The organism is Belnapia sp. (assembly GCF_059504005.1).
Genome location: NZ_JCACHU010000052.1, coordinates 1 through 16662 on the forward strand (window position 1 = coordinate 1; position 16662 = coordinate 16662).

The 16662-nt window shown below is 70.6% G+C and carries 13 protein-coding genes and 1 pseudogene; 4 read left to right on the forward strand and 10 right to left on the reverse strand.

Going from position 1 to position 16662, the window contains the following annotated elements; all coding sequences use genetic code 11:
• Nucleotides 1-679: 679 nt before the first annotated feature.
• Nucleotides 680-1638, reverse strand: a pseudogene (locus AC5JJ1_RS08535) (IS630 family transposase).
• 563 nt (nucleotides 1639-2201) lie between these two features.
• Complete coding sequence (locus AC5JJ1_RS08540) at nucleotides 2202-3335, reverse strand: hypothetical protein (protein WP_495784686.1); 1134 nt, start codon at nucleotides 3333-3335, stop codon at nucleotides 2202-2204.
• 100 nt (nucleotides 3336-3435) lie between these two features.
• Here AC5JJ1_RS08540 and AC5JJ1_RS08545 point away from each other — a divergent pair, with 100 nt between their 5' ends.
• Both AC5JJ1_RS08545 and AC5JJ1_RS08550 read left to right on the forward strand, forming a co-directional pair.
• Nucleotides 3436-4014 (forward strand): YcnI family copper-binding membrane protein, encoded by a 579-nt coding sequence (locus AC5JJ1_RS08545; protein WP_495784687.1) that lies wholly within the window; start codon nucleotides 3436-3438, stop codon nucleotides 4012-4014.
• 274 nt (nucleotides 4015-4288) lie between these two features.
• On the forward strand, nucleotides 4289-5917 hold the full coding sequence (locus AC5JJ1_RS08550) for an ABC transporter substrate-binding protein (protein ID WP_495784688.1): 1629 nt from the start codon (nucleotides 4289-4291) through the stop codon (nucleotides 5915-5917).
• 24 nt (nucleotides 5918-5941) lie between these two features.
• Here AC5JJ1_RS08550 and AC5JJ1_RS08555 read toward each other — a convergent pair whose 3' ends face one another.
• From AC5JJ1_RS08555 to xseA, 5 genes are all read right to left on the reverse strand, one after another.
• Nucleotides 5942-6874 (reverse strand): hypothetical protein, encoded by a 933-nt coding sequence (locus AC5JJ1_RS08555; RefSeq protein ID WP_495784689.1) that lies wholly within the window; start codon nucleotides 6872-6874, stop codon nucleotides 5942-5944.
• Nucleotides 6875-6927: 53 nt separating this feature from the next.
• The gene (locus tag AC5JJ1_RS08560; RefSeq protein ID WP_495784690.1) at nucleotides 6928-7632 is read right to left on the reverse strand and encodes an FkbM family methyltransferase; all 705 of its coding nucleotides are present in this window, start codon (nucleotides 7630-7632) and stop codon (nucleotides 6928-6930) included.
• 299 nt (nucleotides 7633-7931) lie between these two features.
• Nucleotides 7932-8690: an SDR family NAD(P)-dependent oxidoreductase gene (locus AC5JJ1_RS08565; protein WP_495784691.1), complete on the reverse strand. Its 759-nt coding sequence runs from the start codon at nucleotides 8688-8690 to the stop codon at nucleotides 7932-7934.
• Nucleotides 8691-8745: 55 nt separating this feature from the next.
• Nucleotides 8746-9552 carry a M23 family metallopeptidase gene (locus AC5JJ1_RS08570; RefSeq protein WP_495784692.1) on the reverse strand — a complete coding sequence of 269 codons (807 nt, stop codon included), beginning with the start codon at nucleotides 9550-9552 and terminating at the stop codon, nucleotides 8746-8748.
• Complete coding sequence (gene xseA, locus AC5JJ1_RS08575; RefSeq protein WP_495784693.1) at nucleotides 9549-11018, reverse strand: exodeoxyribonuclease VII large subunit; 1470 nt, start codon at nucleotides 11016-11018, stop codon at nucleotides 9549-9551. Before xseA ends, AC5JJ1_RS08570 begins: the two co-directional genes overlap by 4 nt.
• Before the next feature lie 45 nt (nucleotides 11019-11063).
• Between xseA and purD the strand changes: the two genes are divergently transcribed.
• Complete coding sequence (purD, locus tag AC5JJ1_RS08580) at nucleotides 11064-12332, forward strand: phosphoribosylamine--glycine ligase (RefSeq protein ID WP_495784694.1); 1269 nt, start codon at nucleotides 11064-11066, stop codon at nucleotides 12330-12332.
• A 66-nt stretch (nucleotides 12333-12398) separates the two neighbouring features.
• Here the strand turns inward: purD and AC5JJ1_RS08585 are convergent, their stop codons facing one another.
• Nucleotides 12399-14417, reverse strand: coding sequence for a TRAP transporter permease (locus AC5JJ1_RS08585; protein ID WP_495784695.1), 2019 nt, complete (start codon nucleotides 14415-14417; stop codon nucleotides 12399-12401).
• 189 nt (nucleotides 14418-14606) lie between these two features.
• On the opposite strand from AC5JJ1_RS08585, the gene AC5JJ1_RS08590 reads away from it, so the two are divergent.
• Nucleotides 14607-15209 (forward strand): HdeD family acid-resistance protein, encoded by a 603-nt coding sequence (locus tag AC5JJ1_RS08590; RefSeq protein ID WP_495784696.1) that lies wholly within the window; start codon nucleotides 14607-14609, stop codon nucleotides 15207-15209.
• A gap of 9 nt (nucleotides 15210-15218) precedes the next feature.
• Here AC5JJ1_RS08590 and AC5JJ1_RS08595 read toward each other — a convergent pair whose 3' ends face one another.
• Complete coding sequence (locus AC5JJ1_RS08595) at nucleotides 15219-15776, reverse strand: HNH endonuclease (protein ID WP_495784697.1); 558 nt, start codon at nucleotides 15774-15776, stop codon at nucleotides 15219-15221.
• A 213-nt stretch (nucleotides 15777-15989) separates the two neighbouring features.
• Entirely contained in the window at nucleotides 15990-16649 is a 660-nt protein-coding gene (locus tag AC5JJ1_RS08600) for an alpha/beta hydrolase (protein WP_495784698.1), read from the reverse strand.
• Between the last annotated feature and the right edge of the window lie 13 nt (nucleotides 16650-16662).

A 16662-nucleotide genomic window follows, 5' to 3' on the forward strand; every position in this document is an offset into this window, starting at 1 on the left:
TCAGCGGGAAGGCACTGCTGGATCGGGCGCTGGCGTAGCTCGGCGTGCAGTCTGCTGTGGCCACCCCACACTCAAGTCGAACTGCGCTTATGTTAAAGGCGGCCGGAGCCGTCAGTCATTGACGAGGTCGGGTAGGGTCATGGAGATAGCGGGACCACAGGTGACGAGAAACAGAGGCGCGGCGATCAGCACAAGGAACGGCCAAATGGCGCGGATCACCTCCGGCAACGGGGGACGGAGGATGCCCGCAAGGATGAAGAGCTTCAGCCCAACCGACGGCGTTAGCAGCCGCTCTCCATGTTCCTCGTCGAGCTGACGCAGAAACGCGCCGGGTCGATGCCGAGCGGGTGCAGCATCGGCATGGACAGCGGCATGATCGAGAAAACCTCAAGGATCATTCCCAGCAGGAGAAGCAGAAGGCTCACTCCAACCGGGAACTACCGAAGCCGCCATAGTGCCCAAGTCGAGGCAGGTCGTAGGAGGGAATTTCAGCAGCCGGCTAAACCGCGAGGACGGGCGGTAGAGCGGGTCCGGATTCGGACTTCAGACCTAAGCAGCCTGGCGCGATCAACCGAGGAAGCTCCCGGAGATAGCAGGAAGGACCTACTCCGTCCCTGTCGCCGCCTTCATCGATCTCGCCTGCATGGCCAGTGGTATTGATTGTATAGCTAGAGCGGTTTCAGGCTGACTGGAAATAGCCGCCATGGCGAAAGTAGTTGGCGCACTCTGCGGGGCTGAAGCTGCTGCAGAGCTCGCCCAATGCTGTCCACAACATGTCGGCGGAGCGGATCGCCTTGGCGCGGAGCAGCGCCTTGAGCTTGGAGAAGGCCAACTCGATTGGATTGAGATCTGGGCTGTAGGGTGGGATGAACAGCAGCGTCGCGCCGGCTGCCGCGATGGCATTCCGAACGCCGGCGATCTTATGGACCCGCAGATTGTCCATGATGACGACATCGCCTGGCTTGAGCGTCGGCGCCAGCACCTGCTCAACATAGGCGAGGAACAGATCGCCGTTGATCGCCCCGTCCATGACCATCGGGGCGGTCAGGCCGTTGCAGCGCAGCGCGCCGACAAAGGTCGTGGTCTTCCAGTGTCCGTGCGGCACGGCAGCTACCAGGCGGTGGCCACGCTTGGTCCGGCCGTAGCGCCGGGTCATGTTGGTCTTCACCCAGGTCTCATCGATGAATACCAGCCTCGATGGGGCTAGCTTGGGCTGCTGCGCTCGCCATTCATCGCGTGCCTTGGCGACGTCCTTCCGCGCCTGCTCGGCCGCGTGGAGAGACTTTTTTTATATGTCAGGCCAAGCGCGGCCAGGGTCTTGTGCATCAGCCCGGTGCTGGCCGACATCTTCTGCGTCTCGAGCAGCCAGGCGCGGAGCTCGGCGATCGTCGCGTCTGGATGCTGGCGCAAATGCTCCTGGATCGCCAGAAGCTGCCCGCTCAGCTTTGGCGTGACGTGACAGCGCTGCGGCTGCGCCGTCGTTTGCCCGGTCAGCCGGCGACGCGATAGGACCTTCGAGACCTAGGACACGCTCACCCGCAGCATGGCAGCGATCTGGCCGACCCGTTCACCCTCGTCCGCCGCTGCCAAAACGCGCCTCCGCAGGTCCTGCGAATAGGCTTTGAGTGGCGCGCCAATGTCATCTTTTCCGTCCTGCACGCTCGCCGGTGCCAGCAAAGAGGCGCGCAGGCGGCCGCGGTGTCAGCAATCGAGAGGGCCATCGACGCCCATCGGGGACGGGCCGTTTGCCTGCGCCAGCACATTGGCGCGGAGGAGACTGGAGCAGAGGCGCACAAGGCGACACTTGCCTCAACTGGACTGGTGTCAAGAAACGCGCTCCAGAGTAGGCTCAGTCTCACTAATCGTGATCAGCGTGTCATCATGTGCGCTCGGTGGGCTCCAAGAAATCCACCGGTTTAGGAGCCATCCTGTGTCAGCTTATGTGACCGCCGACAACCGGCATCCGTTCACATTGGCTCACTGAAGTCGCTCTGGCGTGTTGTTTGGTCGGCCAATACCTCCGATCGGATGATCCTGTCCCAGCGGAGTTTGCTCCCGCGGCCTTGAACGTCTTCCTCGATGTCGAGGCCGGCAGCCTCGGCGAGCGCCGCTGCGCGGTCGAAGTGAGCCGGGCGGGCGAGGACGGCCGCGGGAAAACCCAGCTGATTCGGCCCCGCAGCCGGAGGTCCTGGCCGGCGGCGTCAAGGGTGGCTGAGCGGCGGCGGGTCGCCGGCCTCGGCCAGGAAATCGGCGATCTCGCCCCCAACCTCGGAGGGCGGCACGAGCTCGAGCGGGACGCAGCCGCCATGCTCGCGGAAGGCCGCATTCCGCCAGCGTTGGAACACGGCGGCGCGGCGCCTTTCCTCTGCCTCCGGGTCGGGGTCCTCCGGCAGGCCGCCGGCAGCGGCGATCTGCTCCCAGGTCGGGATGCTCCAGTCGAGCTGCACCCCGAGCAGCAGCCCGAAGCCATGGCGGGCGAGGTCGTCCGTATCGCCTGGCGGCAGCTCGGCAGGCTCGCGCCCCTCGGCCAGGTCGAGCAGGATGTGGCGCATCGCCGCGGCATCGAGCCCGGCCAGCGCCTCCGGCGAGCGCCAGCCGGGAAGGAAGCGGACCTCCTCGGTCTCGGCGAAGAACCCGGTGGCGAGCAGGCTTTCCGCCAGGGCGGCGGCGTCGGGGGCCCGGCCGGTCGGCAGGGCCACGGGCAGGGCGACCAGCGCGGCCCAGCCTGAGGGGCCCAGGGCGCCGCCCTCGGCGATGGCCAGCAGGGCGCGGCCAAGCTCGGCCTGGCCGTCCTCGCCCTGGCGCTCGGCGATCTTGCGGGCGGCGAGGTCGAGGATGTCGAGGCGCCCGGCCTCGAGGATCTCCTGCGTCAGGTCGCGGAACTGGTCGCCATCCTCGAAATAGGCGGCCACCAGGCGGTCGGCGGCCGGGCCAGGGGCGCGGCCGAGGGAGGGCGGCTCGGGACCGGCCTCATCCTCCTCGATCTCCAGGCCGAGCAGGCGCAGGGCGGCGGCGCCGCGGACCAGGCGCTGGCGGTCGATCCAGGCGCGGCGGCTCGCGGGCGCGTCGTCGCGGCCCTGCATCCAGCGGCGGAAGGCGGCGCGGTCGGCGCGCTGGACGATGACCTCTACCCCTTCGAGGTCAAGTTCCGTCGCCACCGCGCGGTTGACCGCCTGGACGGTTTCCAGCTCGGTCTCGCCCGGGCGCATGAGGTCGAGCGTGTCCGCGTCGCGGTAATGGGTGAGGATGACGGCGTCGAGCAGGGGCGCCACCTCGAGGGCGAGCGCGGTTGCAGCCTCAACCTCTTCCTGGCGCTGGCTGGTGGGATGCGGCATTCGTGCCCTCCTCGAACCCGGGCGGCTTAGCCCAGGCCGGCGGCCGGCGGATAGGCCCCGGTTGGCCGCCGGGCGGCCTGCGTGCTAGGGGAGGCGCCGCATGATCCGGCGCAGGTCCCCCATCGCGCGTCTACGCGCCCTGCCGCTCCTCCGGAAAGGGTTGGATATCAGCCCTCGTCGCGGCCTCGCCGGCCTCGCCTTGCTCCTGGGATGCGCCGCCCTGCCGGCGGCGGCGCATGTCACCCTCGATCTTGCGGAGGCGCCGGCCGGCAGCTACGTCCGCCTTGCCATCCGCGTGCCGCATGGCTGCTCCGGGGCGGCGACCACGGGGATCCGCCTGCTGGTGCCCGAGAACCTCACCTCCGTACGGCCGGCGCCGAAGCCGGGATGGACGCGCGCCATCCTGCCCGGCGAGCCGGCACCGGGTCGCGGCGGAGACGGCGCGGCCGCCGCCGCGGTGCGGGAGATCGCCTGGCAGGGCGGGAGGCTGCCAGACGACCAGTTCGACGAGTTCGTGCTGATGGTGCGGACACCGGATCGGCCGGGCGAGTCGCTCTGGTTCCCCTTCGTCCAGGACTGCGAGGGCGATGCCGTCACCCGCTGGACCGAGCGCGCGGAGCCCGGCCAGCCGGCGCCGCGCTTTCCGGCCCATGGGCTTCGCCTGGTGCCGAAGCCGTAACGCGCCACGGGGACGGGCGGCCGCGGCGGGGCCCGTCGCTGCGGCAACGGGATGAAGCAGGCTCACGGCCCTGGTTAAGCTTCCCCCGGTGCAGCCGGAGCTCCGGCGGCTGGCAGTCGCGCCGGGCGGTCCATGGCGGACCGGACTTCGCCGGGCCGGGTCTTGACCGGCGCGACCGGCAATGCCGGGCTGGCCACGCTCGCGCCGGCATCGGCCGGCCAGTGGCGGCGATCTTGCATGGCAGCGGCCGGACCTCCGGGAGCGAAGGATCACCATGACCATGCATCTGAGGCGCCGCCGGCTGCTGCGCGGCGCTGGCACCCTGCTCGCCGCCGCCACGCTGCCCTTCGACCTCGCCCAGGCCCAGGTGGCCGGCGGCACCTTGCGCGTCGGCATGACCGCCGCTGCGGTGCCGCTGACCAATGGCGTGCCGGACCAGGGTGCGGAGGGCCACCGCTTCATGGGCGTCACCCTCTACGACCAGTTGGTGCATTGGGACCTGTCGAAGGCGGACGCGCCAGCGACCCTCGTCCCCGGCCTCGCCACCGCATGGAAGGTCGACCCCGCCGATCCGAAGCGCTGGACCTTCACCCTGCGCCAGGGGGTGACGTTCCATGACGGCAAGCCGCTGACCGCCCAGGACGTGGTCTTCTCCTTCGACCGGGTGCTGAAGACGGATGCGCCGCATTTCGACCAGCGCGCCGCCGCCTTCGGCCGCGTCCGTGTGCCGACCGTCTCCGCCTGGGAGGCGGTGGACGAGCACACGGTCGTCATCCAGACCCGCACCGTCGACAGCACGCTGCCCTACGGGGTGAGCTGGATCGGCATCGTCCACCAGGGCGCCTGGGAGGCAGCGGGCCGCAACTGGGACGCCTATATGGCGAAGGCCGTTGGCACCGGGCCTTGGAAGCTCGAAAGCTTCAGCATCCGCGAGCGTGCCGTCCTCACCCGCAATGCCGGGTACTGGGACGCGAAGCGGGTGCCGCAATGCGAGCGGCTGGTGCTGCTGCCGCTGGCCGAGCCCAATACCCGCGTCGCCGCACTGCGCTCCAACCAGGTGGACTGGATCGAAGCACCGCCGGCGGATGCGGTGCCGAGCCTGAAGCAGGCGGGCTTCACCATCGTCACCAACCAGTACCCGCACAACTGGACCTGGCAGCTGGCGACCGCCGAGGGCTCGCCCTGGCGCGACCTGCGGGTGCGGCGCGCCGCCAACCTCGCCATCGACCGGGCGGCGATGAAGGGGATGCTCGGCGGGCTGATGGAGGAGGGGGCCGGGCTGCTGCCGCTCGGCGACCCGTGGAACAGCGTGCCCAGGTTCAAATGGGCCTACGACCTGCCGGCGGCGCGGAAGCTGATGGCGGAGGCGGGGTTCTCGCCGCGCAACCCGCTCCGGACCAAGATCGGCATCTCCACCAGCGGCTCCGGCCAAATGCAGCCGATGGCGATGAACGAGGCCTTGCAGCAGATGCTGAAGGAGGCCGGCATCGAGGTCGAATTCGAGGTCTTCGAGTGGAACACGCTGCTGACCATATGGCGCGACGGGTGGAAGGCGCCCTCCAACCGCGGCATCACCGGGATCAACATCTCCTTCACCGCGATCGACCCCTTCACGGCGATGATCCGCTTCCTCCGCTCCGACCTGGCGCCGCCGGCGGGGAACAACTGGGGCGGCTTCGCCAGCCCGGACTACGACGCGCTGATCGGCCGGATCCTCGCCGGATTCGACCCGGCGGCGCAGACCCGGCTGGTCGCCGAGCTGCATGCGAGGATCGTTGACGACGCGCTCTTCCTCTTCGTCGCACATGACCTCAACCCGCGTGCGATGAGCCGGCGGGTGCAGGGCTTCGTGCAGGCGCGGTCCTGGTTCCAGGACCTGACGCCGGTGCGGGTCAGCGGCTGAGGGCTTCGGCAGGAGCGGTGCAGGTCAGCCCGTCGGCATGTCCGCCGGGGCGCCGCCGGCGGCCTTGGCGAGGTCGTCGGCGAAACGCAAGGCGGCCGCCTCGCCACATTCCAGGGCCAGATCCTCCATCACCAAGGCTCCGTACCGCGCCAGGAGATGTGCTCGCGGGAGGCCGTCCTGGACATCGTGGTAGAGGCGCTGGCGCAGCTTCCGGTCGAGCTGCTCGCCGCCCAGCACGGGGTGGTAGATCATCCCGTCATGCGGCATCCGCGCGAGCCGGCTGAGCGCCACGGCCTCGAGGAAGCCGAAGGTCTCCCGCGTGTAGAAATCCCGCCCGAAGCCGTTGAAGTCCATGCAGCGGAAGCCGGCATTGAGCAGTTCCGTCGCGCAGAAGACCTCGTCATTCGGCCATTCCCGCGCCTCGCCCCCGGCAAGGCTGGCCTGGTGGAGCGCCGCCAGCGCCCGTCGCCGCAGCAGCAGGAAATCGAGGGCCCGCCGGGAGAAGCGGGTCAGCGGGAAGAGGCAGGAGAAGATCCGCTCGGCATACGGCTTCATGCTGGCATACCAGCTCCAGCCGGCATTCGTCTCCCACAGGCGGCATGCCAGGAAGTCGACCTCCGAATGCTGCTGGAAGAAGGCGAAGAAGTCGCCGGGTTCGGGCATGTGGATCCGCACGTCCGGCTCGACCATCCAGAACTGCGTCGCCTCCGGCAGCGCCGCGGCGGCGGCGTAGAGGGCGTAGTCGCCGCACCGCCACATCGCGTCAGGCGCGGCGAGGAGCCCGAGCTCATGGAGCCGTCCGGGCGTGAGCGCGATCTTGCCCGAGGCGGGGCCCTGCTCCACCACCTGCGCCGTCTCGTCCGCCACCAGCCAGACCGCGAGGCCGGTCGAACGGCGCAGCCCTTCCACCAAGTCATGCTGCGCCTGGCTTGCGGCATTGGTCCGCAGCAGGATCACCGGCCTGGGCTGGCCGCCGTCGTGACGCCCTGCCGGCGGCCGGTCCGCGGAGCTCAATCCGCAGCCCTCTCGACCGGGACGAGCATGTAATTCTCGTTGTTGTCGTAGCGCCGGAACCGGCGCTGGACCCGGTAGTGACGGGCCTCGGTCCAGGCGAGGAATTCCTCGGCGTTGGAATCCTCGATCTCGATGAAGATCGACGGGCGCCAGGCGGCGATCGTCGCCTCGAGGCCTGCCAGGACCTTCATCTCCATGCCCTCGACATCGATCTTCAGGAAATCCACCGCGCGTCGCGCCAGGACATCGTCGCCGCGGATCAGGACCAGGGCGCCGTCCGTGATGCTGGTGTCGAGCCGGGTTCCGCCGAGGTTGTCGGATGGCACCCAGGCATGCGCGCGGCAGGTCGTGTCGGCCAGGCCGACCCCCAGATGGGTCAGGTCCATGATCCGCTGCAGGCCATTGAGCTGGAGATTGATCTTCAGCACTGCGATGGCGGGGGGATTCGGCTCGAAGGCGATGATCTGCTTCGGGTGAAGGTACTTCCCGACATAGACCGAATGGTTGCCGATGTTGGAGCCGATATCGACGAAGATGCCGCCCGCCTTGAAGAACTCGGCGATGATCTGGAGTTCTTCCATCTCATAGAACTGGCCGGAGGCGTGGTAGCGCTGGATGACGTCGCCTTCGTCCCGGACGAAGAAGGATACTTCCTGCCCGCAAATATTGTTGGTCTTAACGAACCCATTCAGGCGATCCATGCCCGTCCCCCCAGGCATGAGCCGTCCCCGCCCATGTCGGGGACATCGTCATGCGAACCCAGCCGACCTCGCCGCTCCCGCCGTCATGCGGGCCTCGATCGGCCGAGCATAACACAGATTAGTGAGAATAGGCATGGTCTCGAACCCGCTGGTCGCGTCCAACGGAGGCACAGGCGCGAAGCTGCCGCGTTCCCGAGCACGCGGCGTGGCGCTGCCGGACCCGAGGCAGCGCGCCCCTGCCGGCATCATGCGGACGCCTGCGGCGCCTGGCTGCCGCGCCGGCCGGCTGGTGACCGGCCTCAGACCGTGCCGCCATCCACGACGAAATGCTGCGCCGTCACCATACGGCTGTCATCGGCGGCGAGCCAGAGGACCGTGCGGGCGATGTCCGGCGGGTAGAGCCGCTCCTTCAGGCACTGCCGGGCCATGTTCTCGGCCTCGGCCTCCGGCGTCGCCCATTTCTCGAGCTGGCGCTCGGTGAAAATCCAGCCGGGCACCACCTCGTTCACCCGGATCTTGCTGGGGCCAAGGTCGCGGGCGAGGCCGCGGGTCAGGCCGCGAATGGCGGCCTTCGCCGTGGTGTAGGCGGGCATGCCGCCCTGGGCCTTCATCCAGGAGACGCTGCCGAGATTGACGATGGAGCCCCCGCCCGCCTCGATCATCATCGGCGCCACGGCCTGGGCGCAGAAGAACTGGTGGCGGAGGTTGGTCTGCATCCGCTCGTCCCAGTAGTCGGGCTCCACCGTCTCCCAGCCGTGGCGATCGTCCCGGGCGGCGTTGTTCACCAGCACGGTGACGGGGCCGAGCTTCGCCTGGACCTCGCCGATGGCGGCACGCAGGGCGGCGATGTCGCGGAGGTCGCAGGGGAGGAAAAGGGTGCCGGTGCGCTCGGCGACCTTCGGGCCGTTCTCCCGGTCGAAGTCGAGGAAGGCGACCCGCGCGCCCTGCGCCGCGAAATGCTCGACCATGGAGGTGCCGATGCCGCTGGCGCCGCCGGTGATCAGCACCACCCGCCCCTTGAGGCTGGGGTATTGGGCGAAGGCTTCGGTGCCGCTCATGCGGGGCGCTCCTCATGGGTCTCGGGGGTGTGAACCGCGGATCGGGGCCCAGGTTTCACCCGGTGACGGGCGGCAGGACGGGCTGGGCGTCCAGCCAGGTCGAGAACCAGGACAGGCCGAAATGCAGGTGCGGCCCGGTGACGCGGCCGGTGGCGCCGACCGCGCCGATCCGCTGGCCGGCGGCGACGCGCTCGCCCTCGGCGACCTCCTGAGCCGACTGATGGGCGTAGAGGCTGTTCACCCCATGGCCGTGGTCGATGACGGTGAGGCGACCGAAGAAGAAGAACTCGGCCGCCAGCACCACCTGGCCGGCGGCGATCGCCACGATCGGCGTGCCGGTCGGGGCGGCGATGTCGAAGCCGAAATGCGGCTGCCGCGGCTCCCCGTTCAGGATGCGCTGGCTGCCGAAGACGCCGCTGATCCGGCCATGCGTGGGCAACAGGAACTCGGCGACGAAGTCGGTGCGGGGGCTGTCGGTGGCGCGGGCGGCGGCCAGGCGCTCGCGCTCGGCCGTGATGCGGCGCAGCGCCTCCGGGTCCGGCGTCACTTGGCCCGGGGGGAGGTCGGTGATGCGCTGGACCGGCCAGTCGCGCCGGGCGATGGCGAGGCGCTGCAACTCGGGCCGGCCGCCGGGGGGTGTCATGGTGAGCACTGCCTCCGCGGCATAGTCGCGGCCGAAGCCGAAGGCGTATTCCCCGCCCGGCCCGACGCGGAGGGGCTTGCCGTCCAGCGCCAGGCGCGTCCCGGGCGCGACGCGGCCGCGGACCAGCCCGCCCTGGGTCAGGCCCTCGGTGGAGATGGCGAGGGCAGGGCGGGCCAGCAGCAGCGCGGGAAGGGCGAGGGTTGTGCGGCGGAGGATCACAGCAGGGTCTCCTGCGCCGGCTTGTCCCGCGCCCGACGCTTCGGCGCTGCCCTGACCCCGTCGGCGGTCGCCTGCGCCTCGCCATCGGCGAAGGTGAGCACCAGCCGGCCGCCGGCCGGAACGGCGCCGGCGCTGGTGATCGGCTCGCCCTCCGCATCCCGCACCAGGGCGAAGCCGCGCGACAGCACGGACTGGAAGGAGACGCTGTCGAGCCGCGCCACCAGCCCCTCTAGCCGCAGCCGCTTCTCGCGCAGCAGCGCCTCGACCGGGCCGGAGCCGAAGCGGGCGAGGGGCGGGGCGGTGCGGCCGCGTACCTCGATCCGCCCCCAAGCGGCGCGGCCGCGCGCCTTGAGCAGGGCGATCATCGCCCGGCGGGCGGCGATGCCCTCGCGCGGATGCGGCAGGCGGGGGGCGAGGCGGCCGAGCTCGCCGCGCTTCCGCTGGACGAGGCCGGGGAGGGCGAGGCCCAGGCGCTCGCCCCGGTCCTCCAGGCGCTGGCGCATGGCGCCGAGAATGTTGGGGAGGTCGGGAAGGCCGCGCTCGGCGAGCATCAGCCGGCGGCGGGCGCGCTCCACCAGGGCGCGACCGAGCTGGAGCAGGCGCGCCTCGGTCTGGGCCAGGTCGGCGAGGAGGTCGGTGCGGGCGGGAATCGCCATCTCCGCCGCGGCCGTGGGGGTTGGGGCGCGGCGGTCGGAGGCGAAGTCGATCAGCGTCGTGTCCGTCTCATGGCCGACGGCGCTGATGAGGGGGATCGGGCTCTCGGCCGCGGCGCGGACGACGATCTCCTCGTTGAAGGCCATCAGGTCCTCGAGGCTGCCGCCGCCGCGGGCGACGATGATCACGTCGGGGCGCATCGCCCCCTGCAGCTTGCCGAAGCCGCGGATGGCGGCGGCGATCTGCTCGGCGGCGCCCCCGCCCTGGACGGCCACGGGCCAGAGCAGGATGCGGCGCGGGAAGCGGCGGGCGATGGTGGTGCGGATGTCCTGGATGACAGCGCCGCGCTCGCTCGTCACCACGCCGATGGTGGCCGGCAGCATGGGCAGGCGGCGCTTGCGCTCGGGGTCGAACAGCCCCTCCTCCAGCAGGCGCTTCCGCAGCATCTCGATGCGGGCGAGGAGGGCGCCCTCGCCGGCGAATTCCAGCCGGTCGATGACGAGCTGGTATTTCGAGCGGTCGGCGTAGGTGCCGATGCGGCCGGTGGCGATGACCTCGATGCCGTTCTCCGGCTTTACCGCGAGGCGGCCGACCGAGGTCTTCCAGATGACCGATTCGAGCTTCGCCTGCTCGTCCTTGAGGGAGAGGTAGATGTGGCCGGAGGGGTAGCGCTTGAGCTCGGTGATCTCGCCGCGCACGCGCACCCGGCCGAAGCTCTCCTCCAGGGTCCGCTTGATGGCCCCGGCGATCTCGGAGACGGCGAATTCGGGGATGTTCGGCCGAGAGGCGCCATGGGGTGCAGGTGTGTCCATCGCCCCAGCTTATGCTAGAGGCGCCCCGGTTTGGAGGGTGCGGCGATGAAGGTGCTGGTGGTCGGCGGCGGCGGGCGGGAACATGCGCTGTGCTGGGCCATCGCCCGGTCGCCGCGGCTGACGAAACTCTGGTGCGCGCCGGGGAATGCCGGGATCGCCGCGGTGGCGGAGTGCCTGCCGGTCGGGGCGGAGGATGTCGCCGGGCTGGTGGCGGCGGCGCGGGAGAGGGCGGTCGACCTCGTCGTGGTCGGGCCGGAGGCGCCGCTCACGCTCGGGCTGGCGGACAGGCTGGCCGCGGCGGGGATCCGGGTCTTCGGGCCGAGCCAGGCGGCGGCGGCGCTGGAGGGCTCCAAGACCTTCACCAAGCAGGTGGCGGATGCCGCCCGCGTGCCGACCGCGGCCTGGGCGCGGTTCGAGGATGCGGCGGCGGCCAAGGCCCATGTGCGGGAGCGCGGGGCGCCGATCGTCGTCAAGGCGGATGGGCTGGCGGCCGGCAAGGGCGTCGTCGTCGCGGCGAGCGTCGCCGAGGCGGAGGCGGCGATCGCCGACATCATGGAGGGCCGAATCCACGGCGCGGCCGGGGCGAGCGTCGTCATCGAGGAGTGCCTGTTGGGCGAGGAGGTCTCCTTCTTCGCCCTCTGCGACGGGGAGACGGCGGTGCCGCTCGGCGCGGCGCAGGACCACAAGCGGGTGGGCGATGGCGATACCGGGCCGAACACCGGCGGGATGGGCGCCTACTCGCCGCCGCCCGCCTTCACCCCGGCGCTGGAGGCGGAGGTGATGGAGCGGGTGATCCGGCCGAGCCTCGCCGAGATGGCGCGGCGGGGGACGCCCTTCCGCGGGGTGCTCTTCGCCGGGCTGATGCTGACGGCGGCGGGGCCGAAGCTGATCGAGTTCAATGTCCGCTTCGGCGATCCGGAATGCCAGACGCTGATGGTGCGGCTGCGGTCGGATTTGTTGGACGCCTTGCTCGCGGCGACGGAGGGGCGGCTCGGCGAGATCGCGCTGGAGTGGGACACGCGGCCGAGCCTGGTCGTGGTTATGGCGGCCGAGGGGTATCCGGGCGCCTATCGCAAGGGGACGACTATCCGCGGGCTGGACCGGGCGGCCGCGGTGCCGGGAGTGGAGGTCTTCCACGCCGGGACCGTGGCAGGCCCCGGCGGGGCGGTGCTGGCGAATGGCGGACGGGTGCTGGGCGTCACCGCAGTCGGCGAGACCGTGCGTGGGGCGCGGGATGCAGCCTACCAGGCGGCCGACTTGATCGATTGGCCCGAAGGATTCTGCCGGCGCGACATCGCCCACAGGGCGCTGTGAACTAAAGGTTTCCAAAGGCCTTCCGGTCTTTGGTGGGGGTGTCCGAGGGGGGCAAGGCCCCCCTCGTCAAGCGGTTGCCGCCCGCGACGCACCCTTCCACTGCATCGCCAGTAGCACGGCACCCACAGCCACGCCGATCCAATGCGGCGCCGGCACCGCGTTGCCGAAGGCCGCCTCCACCAGCGCCGGGAAAATCATCAGCAGCCCCGCCACGGCGAAGCCCGCCCGCTCCCACCCCGCCATCGCCCGGCGGGCGAAGCCCTGGCAGGCAGCCGAGAGGGCAGCGAGGCCGGCCGCGGCAAGGAAGATCTGCAACGCCACGTCGCCCCAGCCCATCCCCGGCTTGAAGGCGAGCAGCAGGCCGACGCCGTCCGGGTCGGTGACGAAGACGAAGGGCAGGACGAAGGCGGGCAGGGTGTATTTCCAGGCCTGCAGCGTCGTCCGGTACGGGCCGGCACCGGTGATCGCCGCCGCGGCGAAGGGCGAGAGCGCGGTCGGCGGCGAGACCTCGGAGAGCACGGCGTAGTAGAAAACGAACATGTGCGCCGCATAGTCCGGCACGCCGAGCTTGATCAGCGCCGGCGCGGCGACCACGGCGCAGATGATGTAGCTGGCTGTCACCGGCACGGCGAGGCCGACGATCCAGACGATCAGCGCCGTGTAGAGCGCGGTGATGACAAGCTTGCCGCCGGCGGCCTGGATGGCGATCTCGGAGAATTTCAGCCCGAGCCCGGTCAGGGTGATGACGCCGACGATGATGCCGGCGCAGGCGCAGGTGGCGGCGATGCCGACCGCCTGCACCGCGCCCGAGGCCAGCGCCTCGACCAGCTTGCGCGGCCAGAGCGCGCTCTCCCGCCTCAGGAAGGAGAGCAGCACGGCGACGACCATGGCGTAGAGCACGGAGAGCGTCGGCGAGTAGCCGAGCACCATGAAGACCACGATCGCCAGCAGCGAGGAAAAGTGGAAGCCGTATTTCTTGGTGAGCGCCCAGGGGCTCTCGACCTGGATGACCTCGCGCTCCGTGCCGGCCGCCGCGTGCTTCGCGCCGATGCGGCGCTGGTCGAGCTCCACCATGAAGAGAAGCGAGGCGTAGTAGAGCACGGTCGGCACGATGGCCATGCGCAGCACTTCGAGATAGCCGATCTTCAGATACTCGGCGATCAGGAAGGCCGCGGCGCCGAGCACGGGCGGCGAGATGATGGCACCCAGCCCGCCGGCGGCGAGCAGCCCGCCCGCATCGTCCGGCCGGTAGCCGACGCGCTTCATCATCGGCCAGGCGACGGTGCCGAGCGTCACGGTGGTGGCGACACCGGAGCCGGATGGTCCGCCGAGCAGGAAGGAGGAGAGCACCACCGTCCGCCCTGCCGAGGTCGCCTTGCCGCCGGTCGCCGAGAAGGAGAAGTCCACGAAGAACTTGCCGGCGCCGCTGAGCTGCAAGATGGCGCCATAGATGGTGAAGAGGATGATGAGGCTGGCCGAGACATCGACCGCCGTGCCGAAGATTCCGTCGAGCGTTATGGTGAGGTGCGGGATCAGCCGCTCCGTCCCGTAGCCCTGGTGGCGCCAGGGCGGCGGCAGGTGGTCGCCGAAGAAGGCGTAGAGCATGAAGAGGCCGGCGACGACCGGCATCACCCAGCCCGTCGCGCGCCGCGTCACCTCCAGCACCAGGACGACGAGGATCCAGCCGACGACGAGGTCCATCGGCTCGGGGAAGACGTAGCGGTCGAGCAGGTCGTCGCCGCCGGCGATGAGGTACCAGGTGACGTAGAGGCCGGCCGCGAGCAGCAGCCAGTCCCAGGGCATGAAGCGGTGGCGGAAACGCCGCGCCACCGGAAACAGCAGGAAGCCGAGTGCCATGGCGAAGCCGACATGGACGAAGCGCAGCGTCGTCGTCGGCACGATGTCCCAGGCGGCCCAGAGGTGGAACAGCGCCATCGCCAGCGCGACGCCGGTGCCGACCCAGCCGAGCCAGCCGGAGAAGCGGTTCTGCGCGCCCTCCTCCTCCTCGATCAGCGCCTCCACCCGGGCGGCGGTCTGGTCGTCGAGGGCGCCGGGCGGGATTTCGGGGGGAAGGTTGGTACTCATACTGGGTGGGCTCCTGCCGCCATCGGGGGGTGCGGCGGGCCTGGTCAGCCCAAGACCTTTCCCCTTTTGTCGATCCTTTACCCGGTGGCGTGAAATTCTCCCATCCCCTACGGATTTGTCACCAGGAGGAGCTTGGCCTCGGACGGCCCTCGCGCGTCACATGCGCCAGCGCATGCAAGGGAGGCCGCCATGGCCCTGACCGATACCCATCCCGGACCCATGACCCTCACCGGGCGCTTCCCGTTGGTGCGGATGATGGCGCGCGGCTGGTGGATGTTCATCCTGCGCGGCGTCTTCGCCATCCTCTTCGGCCTGCTGGCCTTCCTGGTGCCGGGGCTCGGCCTCGCGGTGATCCTCGGCGCGCTTGCGGCCTGGATGGTGCTGGACGGCGTCGGCACGCTGTACCAGGCGGTGAAGGGGCCGCCGGAGCGGCATGGCGCCTGGTTCTGGCTCGACGGCATCCTCTCGCTGGTGGCCGCGGCGGCGCTGCTGCTGCTGCCGGTGGCCTCGGCGATCGGGCTGGTCTTCCTGGTGGCGGCCTGGTCGGTCGTGACCGGCGTGGTGCGGCTGGTGATGGCGTTCCGCCTCGGCAGCGTGTTGATGGGGCTGTTCGGGGCGATCTCGGTCTTCATCGGCGCCTGGATGATCGCGGCGCCGGGGGCGGGGCTGCTGGCGCTGATCTGGCTGGTCGCCATCCAGGCCGTGGCGACGGGCGCGGTGCTGATCGGCCTCGGCTGGCGGCTGCGGCGCGTCGCGCATGACCCGCACGGGCCGGCCATGGGCCGCGGCTGAGCCCGGCCCTCAGGCCTCCAGGTCGGCATCCCAGTAGAGGAAGTCCTGCCAGGTGCGGTGCAGTTTCTCGCGCGGGGCCTGGCGCTTGGCCGCCTCGTCGATCTGGTGCGGCGTCGGCTCGATGGGCGTGCAGAGCAGGCGGAGGCCGCTTTCCCGCAGCGAGCGGCTGCCCTTGAACAGGTTGTCCCGTTGGCAGCAAGTGACGACGTTGGTCCAGGAGGAGACGCCGCCCTTGCTGCGCGGCACGACGTGGTCGAAGGTCAGCTCCTTCGCCGGCAGCGTCTCGCCGCAGTACTGGCAGCTGAACCGGTCCCGCAGGAAGACGTGGTAGCGGGTGAAGGCGACCTTCCGCCGCTTGTGGAAGCGCTTCAGCGCGACGACCGAGGGGATGGCGAAGGACTGGCTCGCCGAATGCGCCTCGATCTCGTAGTCGACAATGCGGTTCACCCGGTCCTGCAGCACGGCGACCAGCGCGTCCTGCCAGGACCAGACGGAGAGCGGACCCCAGCTGAGCGGCTGCATGTCCGCATTCAGCACCAGGGTCTGGAGGTTGGAGACATGGGTCATGATCGCCCCGGAGCCTCCGCCACGCGGGACGGGCCGTTCACCCCATCGAGATAACCATCGCCGTCAGGCAAGCGCCGCTCCCTGTTCGGTGCGGTGCCAACAAGCCATGGGGCCTGTCTCGGCGGAAAGGCCCCATATCCTGTGGCGCCGCCGATCTACTGTCGCATTCTTGCCAGTCCGGTTGATGCGGCGCAACAGGCTGGCGGCTTTCTTTCATGCCGCTGTCATCCCGAAGGCCCGGGCGAGGGCCCGTCTGCCGGCCTCGATCCCGGCCGGGTCGATGGCGTGGGGGAGGCCCGGGCGATAGACGGCCTCGACCGGGACGCCGGCGGCCCGCAGCGCCGCCTCCGCCGCGCGGCCAGCGGCGACGGGGACGATGTCGTCGGCCTCGCCATGGACCAGCAGCACCGGGGGCTTCCCGGCGAGTCCGGCCGCCAGCGACTCGGGCCCGAGCAGCGCGCCGGAATAGGCGAGGATGGCGGCCGGCGTGGGACGGCCGCGCAGGCCGAGCTCAAGGGCCATCATCGCCCCCTGGCTGAAGCCGGCCAGCGCCAGCGCCGCGGGCGGCAGGCCGAATCGGGCGAGCTCCGCCTCGACCAGCGGGCCGAGGGCGGCGGCGGCGCCTTGCACGCCGGCGGCCATCACGGCGGGGGTGCGGTCCTGGAGACTGAACCACTGCCGGCCATGGGGCGCCATGTCGCAGGGATCGGGCGCGTCGGGGGCGATGAAGGCGGCCTCCGGTAGCGCCTCCGCCCAGTCGGGGGCGAGCTGGATGAGGTCCTGCCCATCCGCGCCGAGCCCGTGCAGCACCACCACGAGCTGCCGGGCCGCGCCGGGCTGCGCGCCGAATCGGGGTCCCACGAGGCCTGCCATCGCCGCTTGCTCC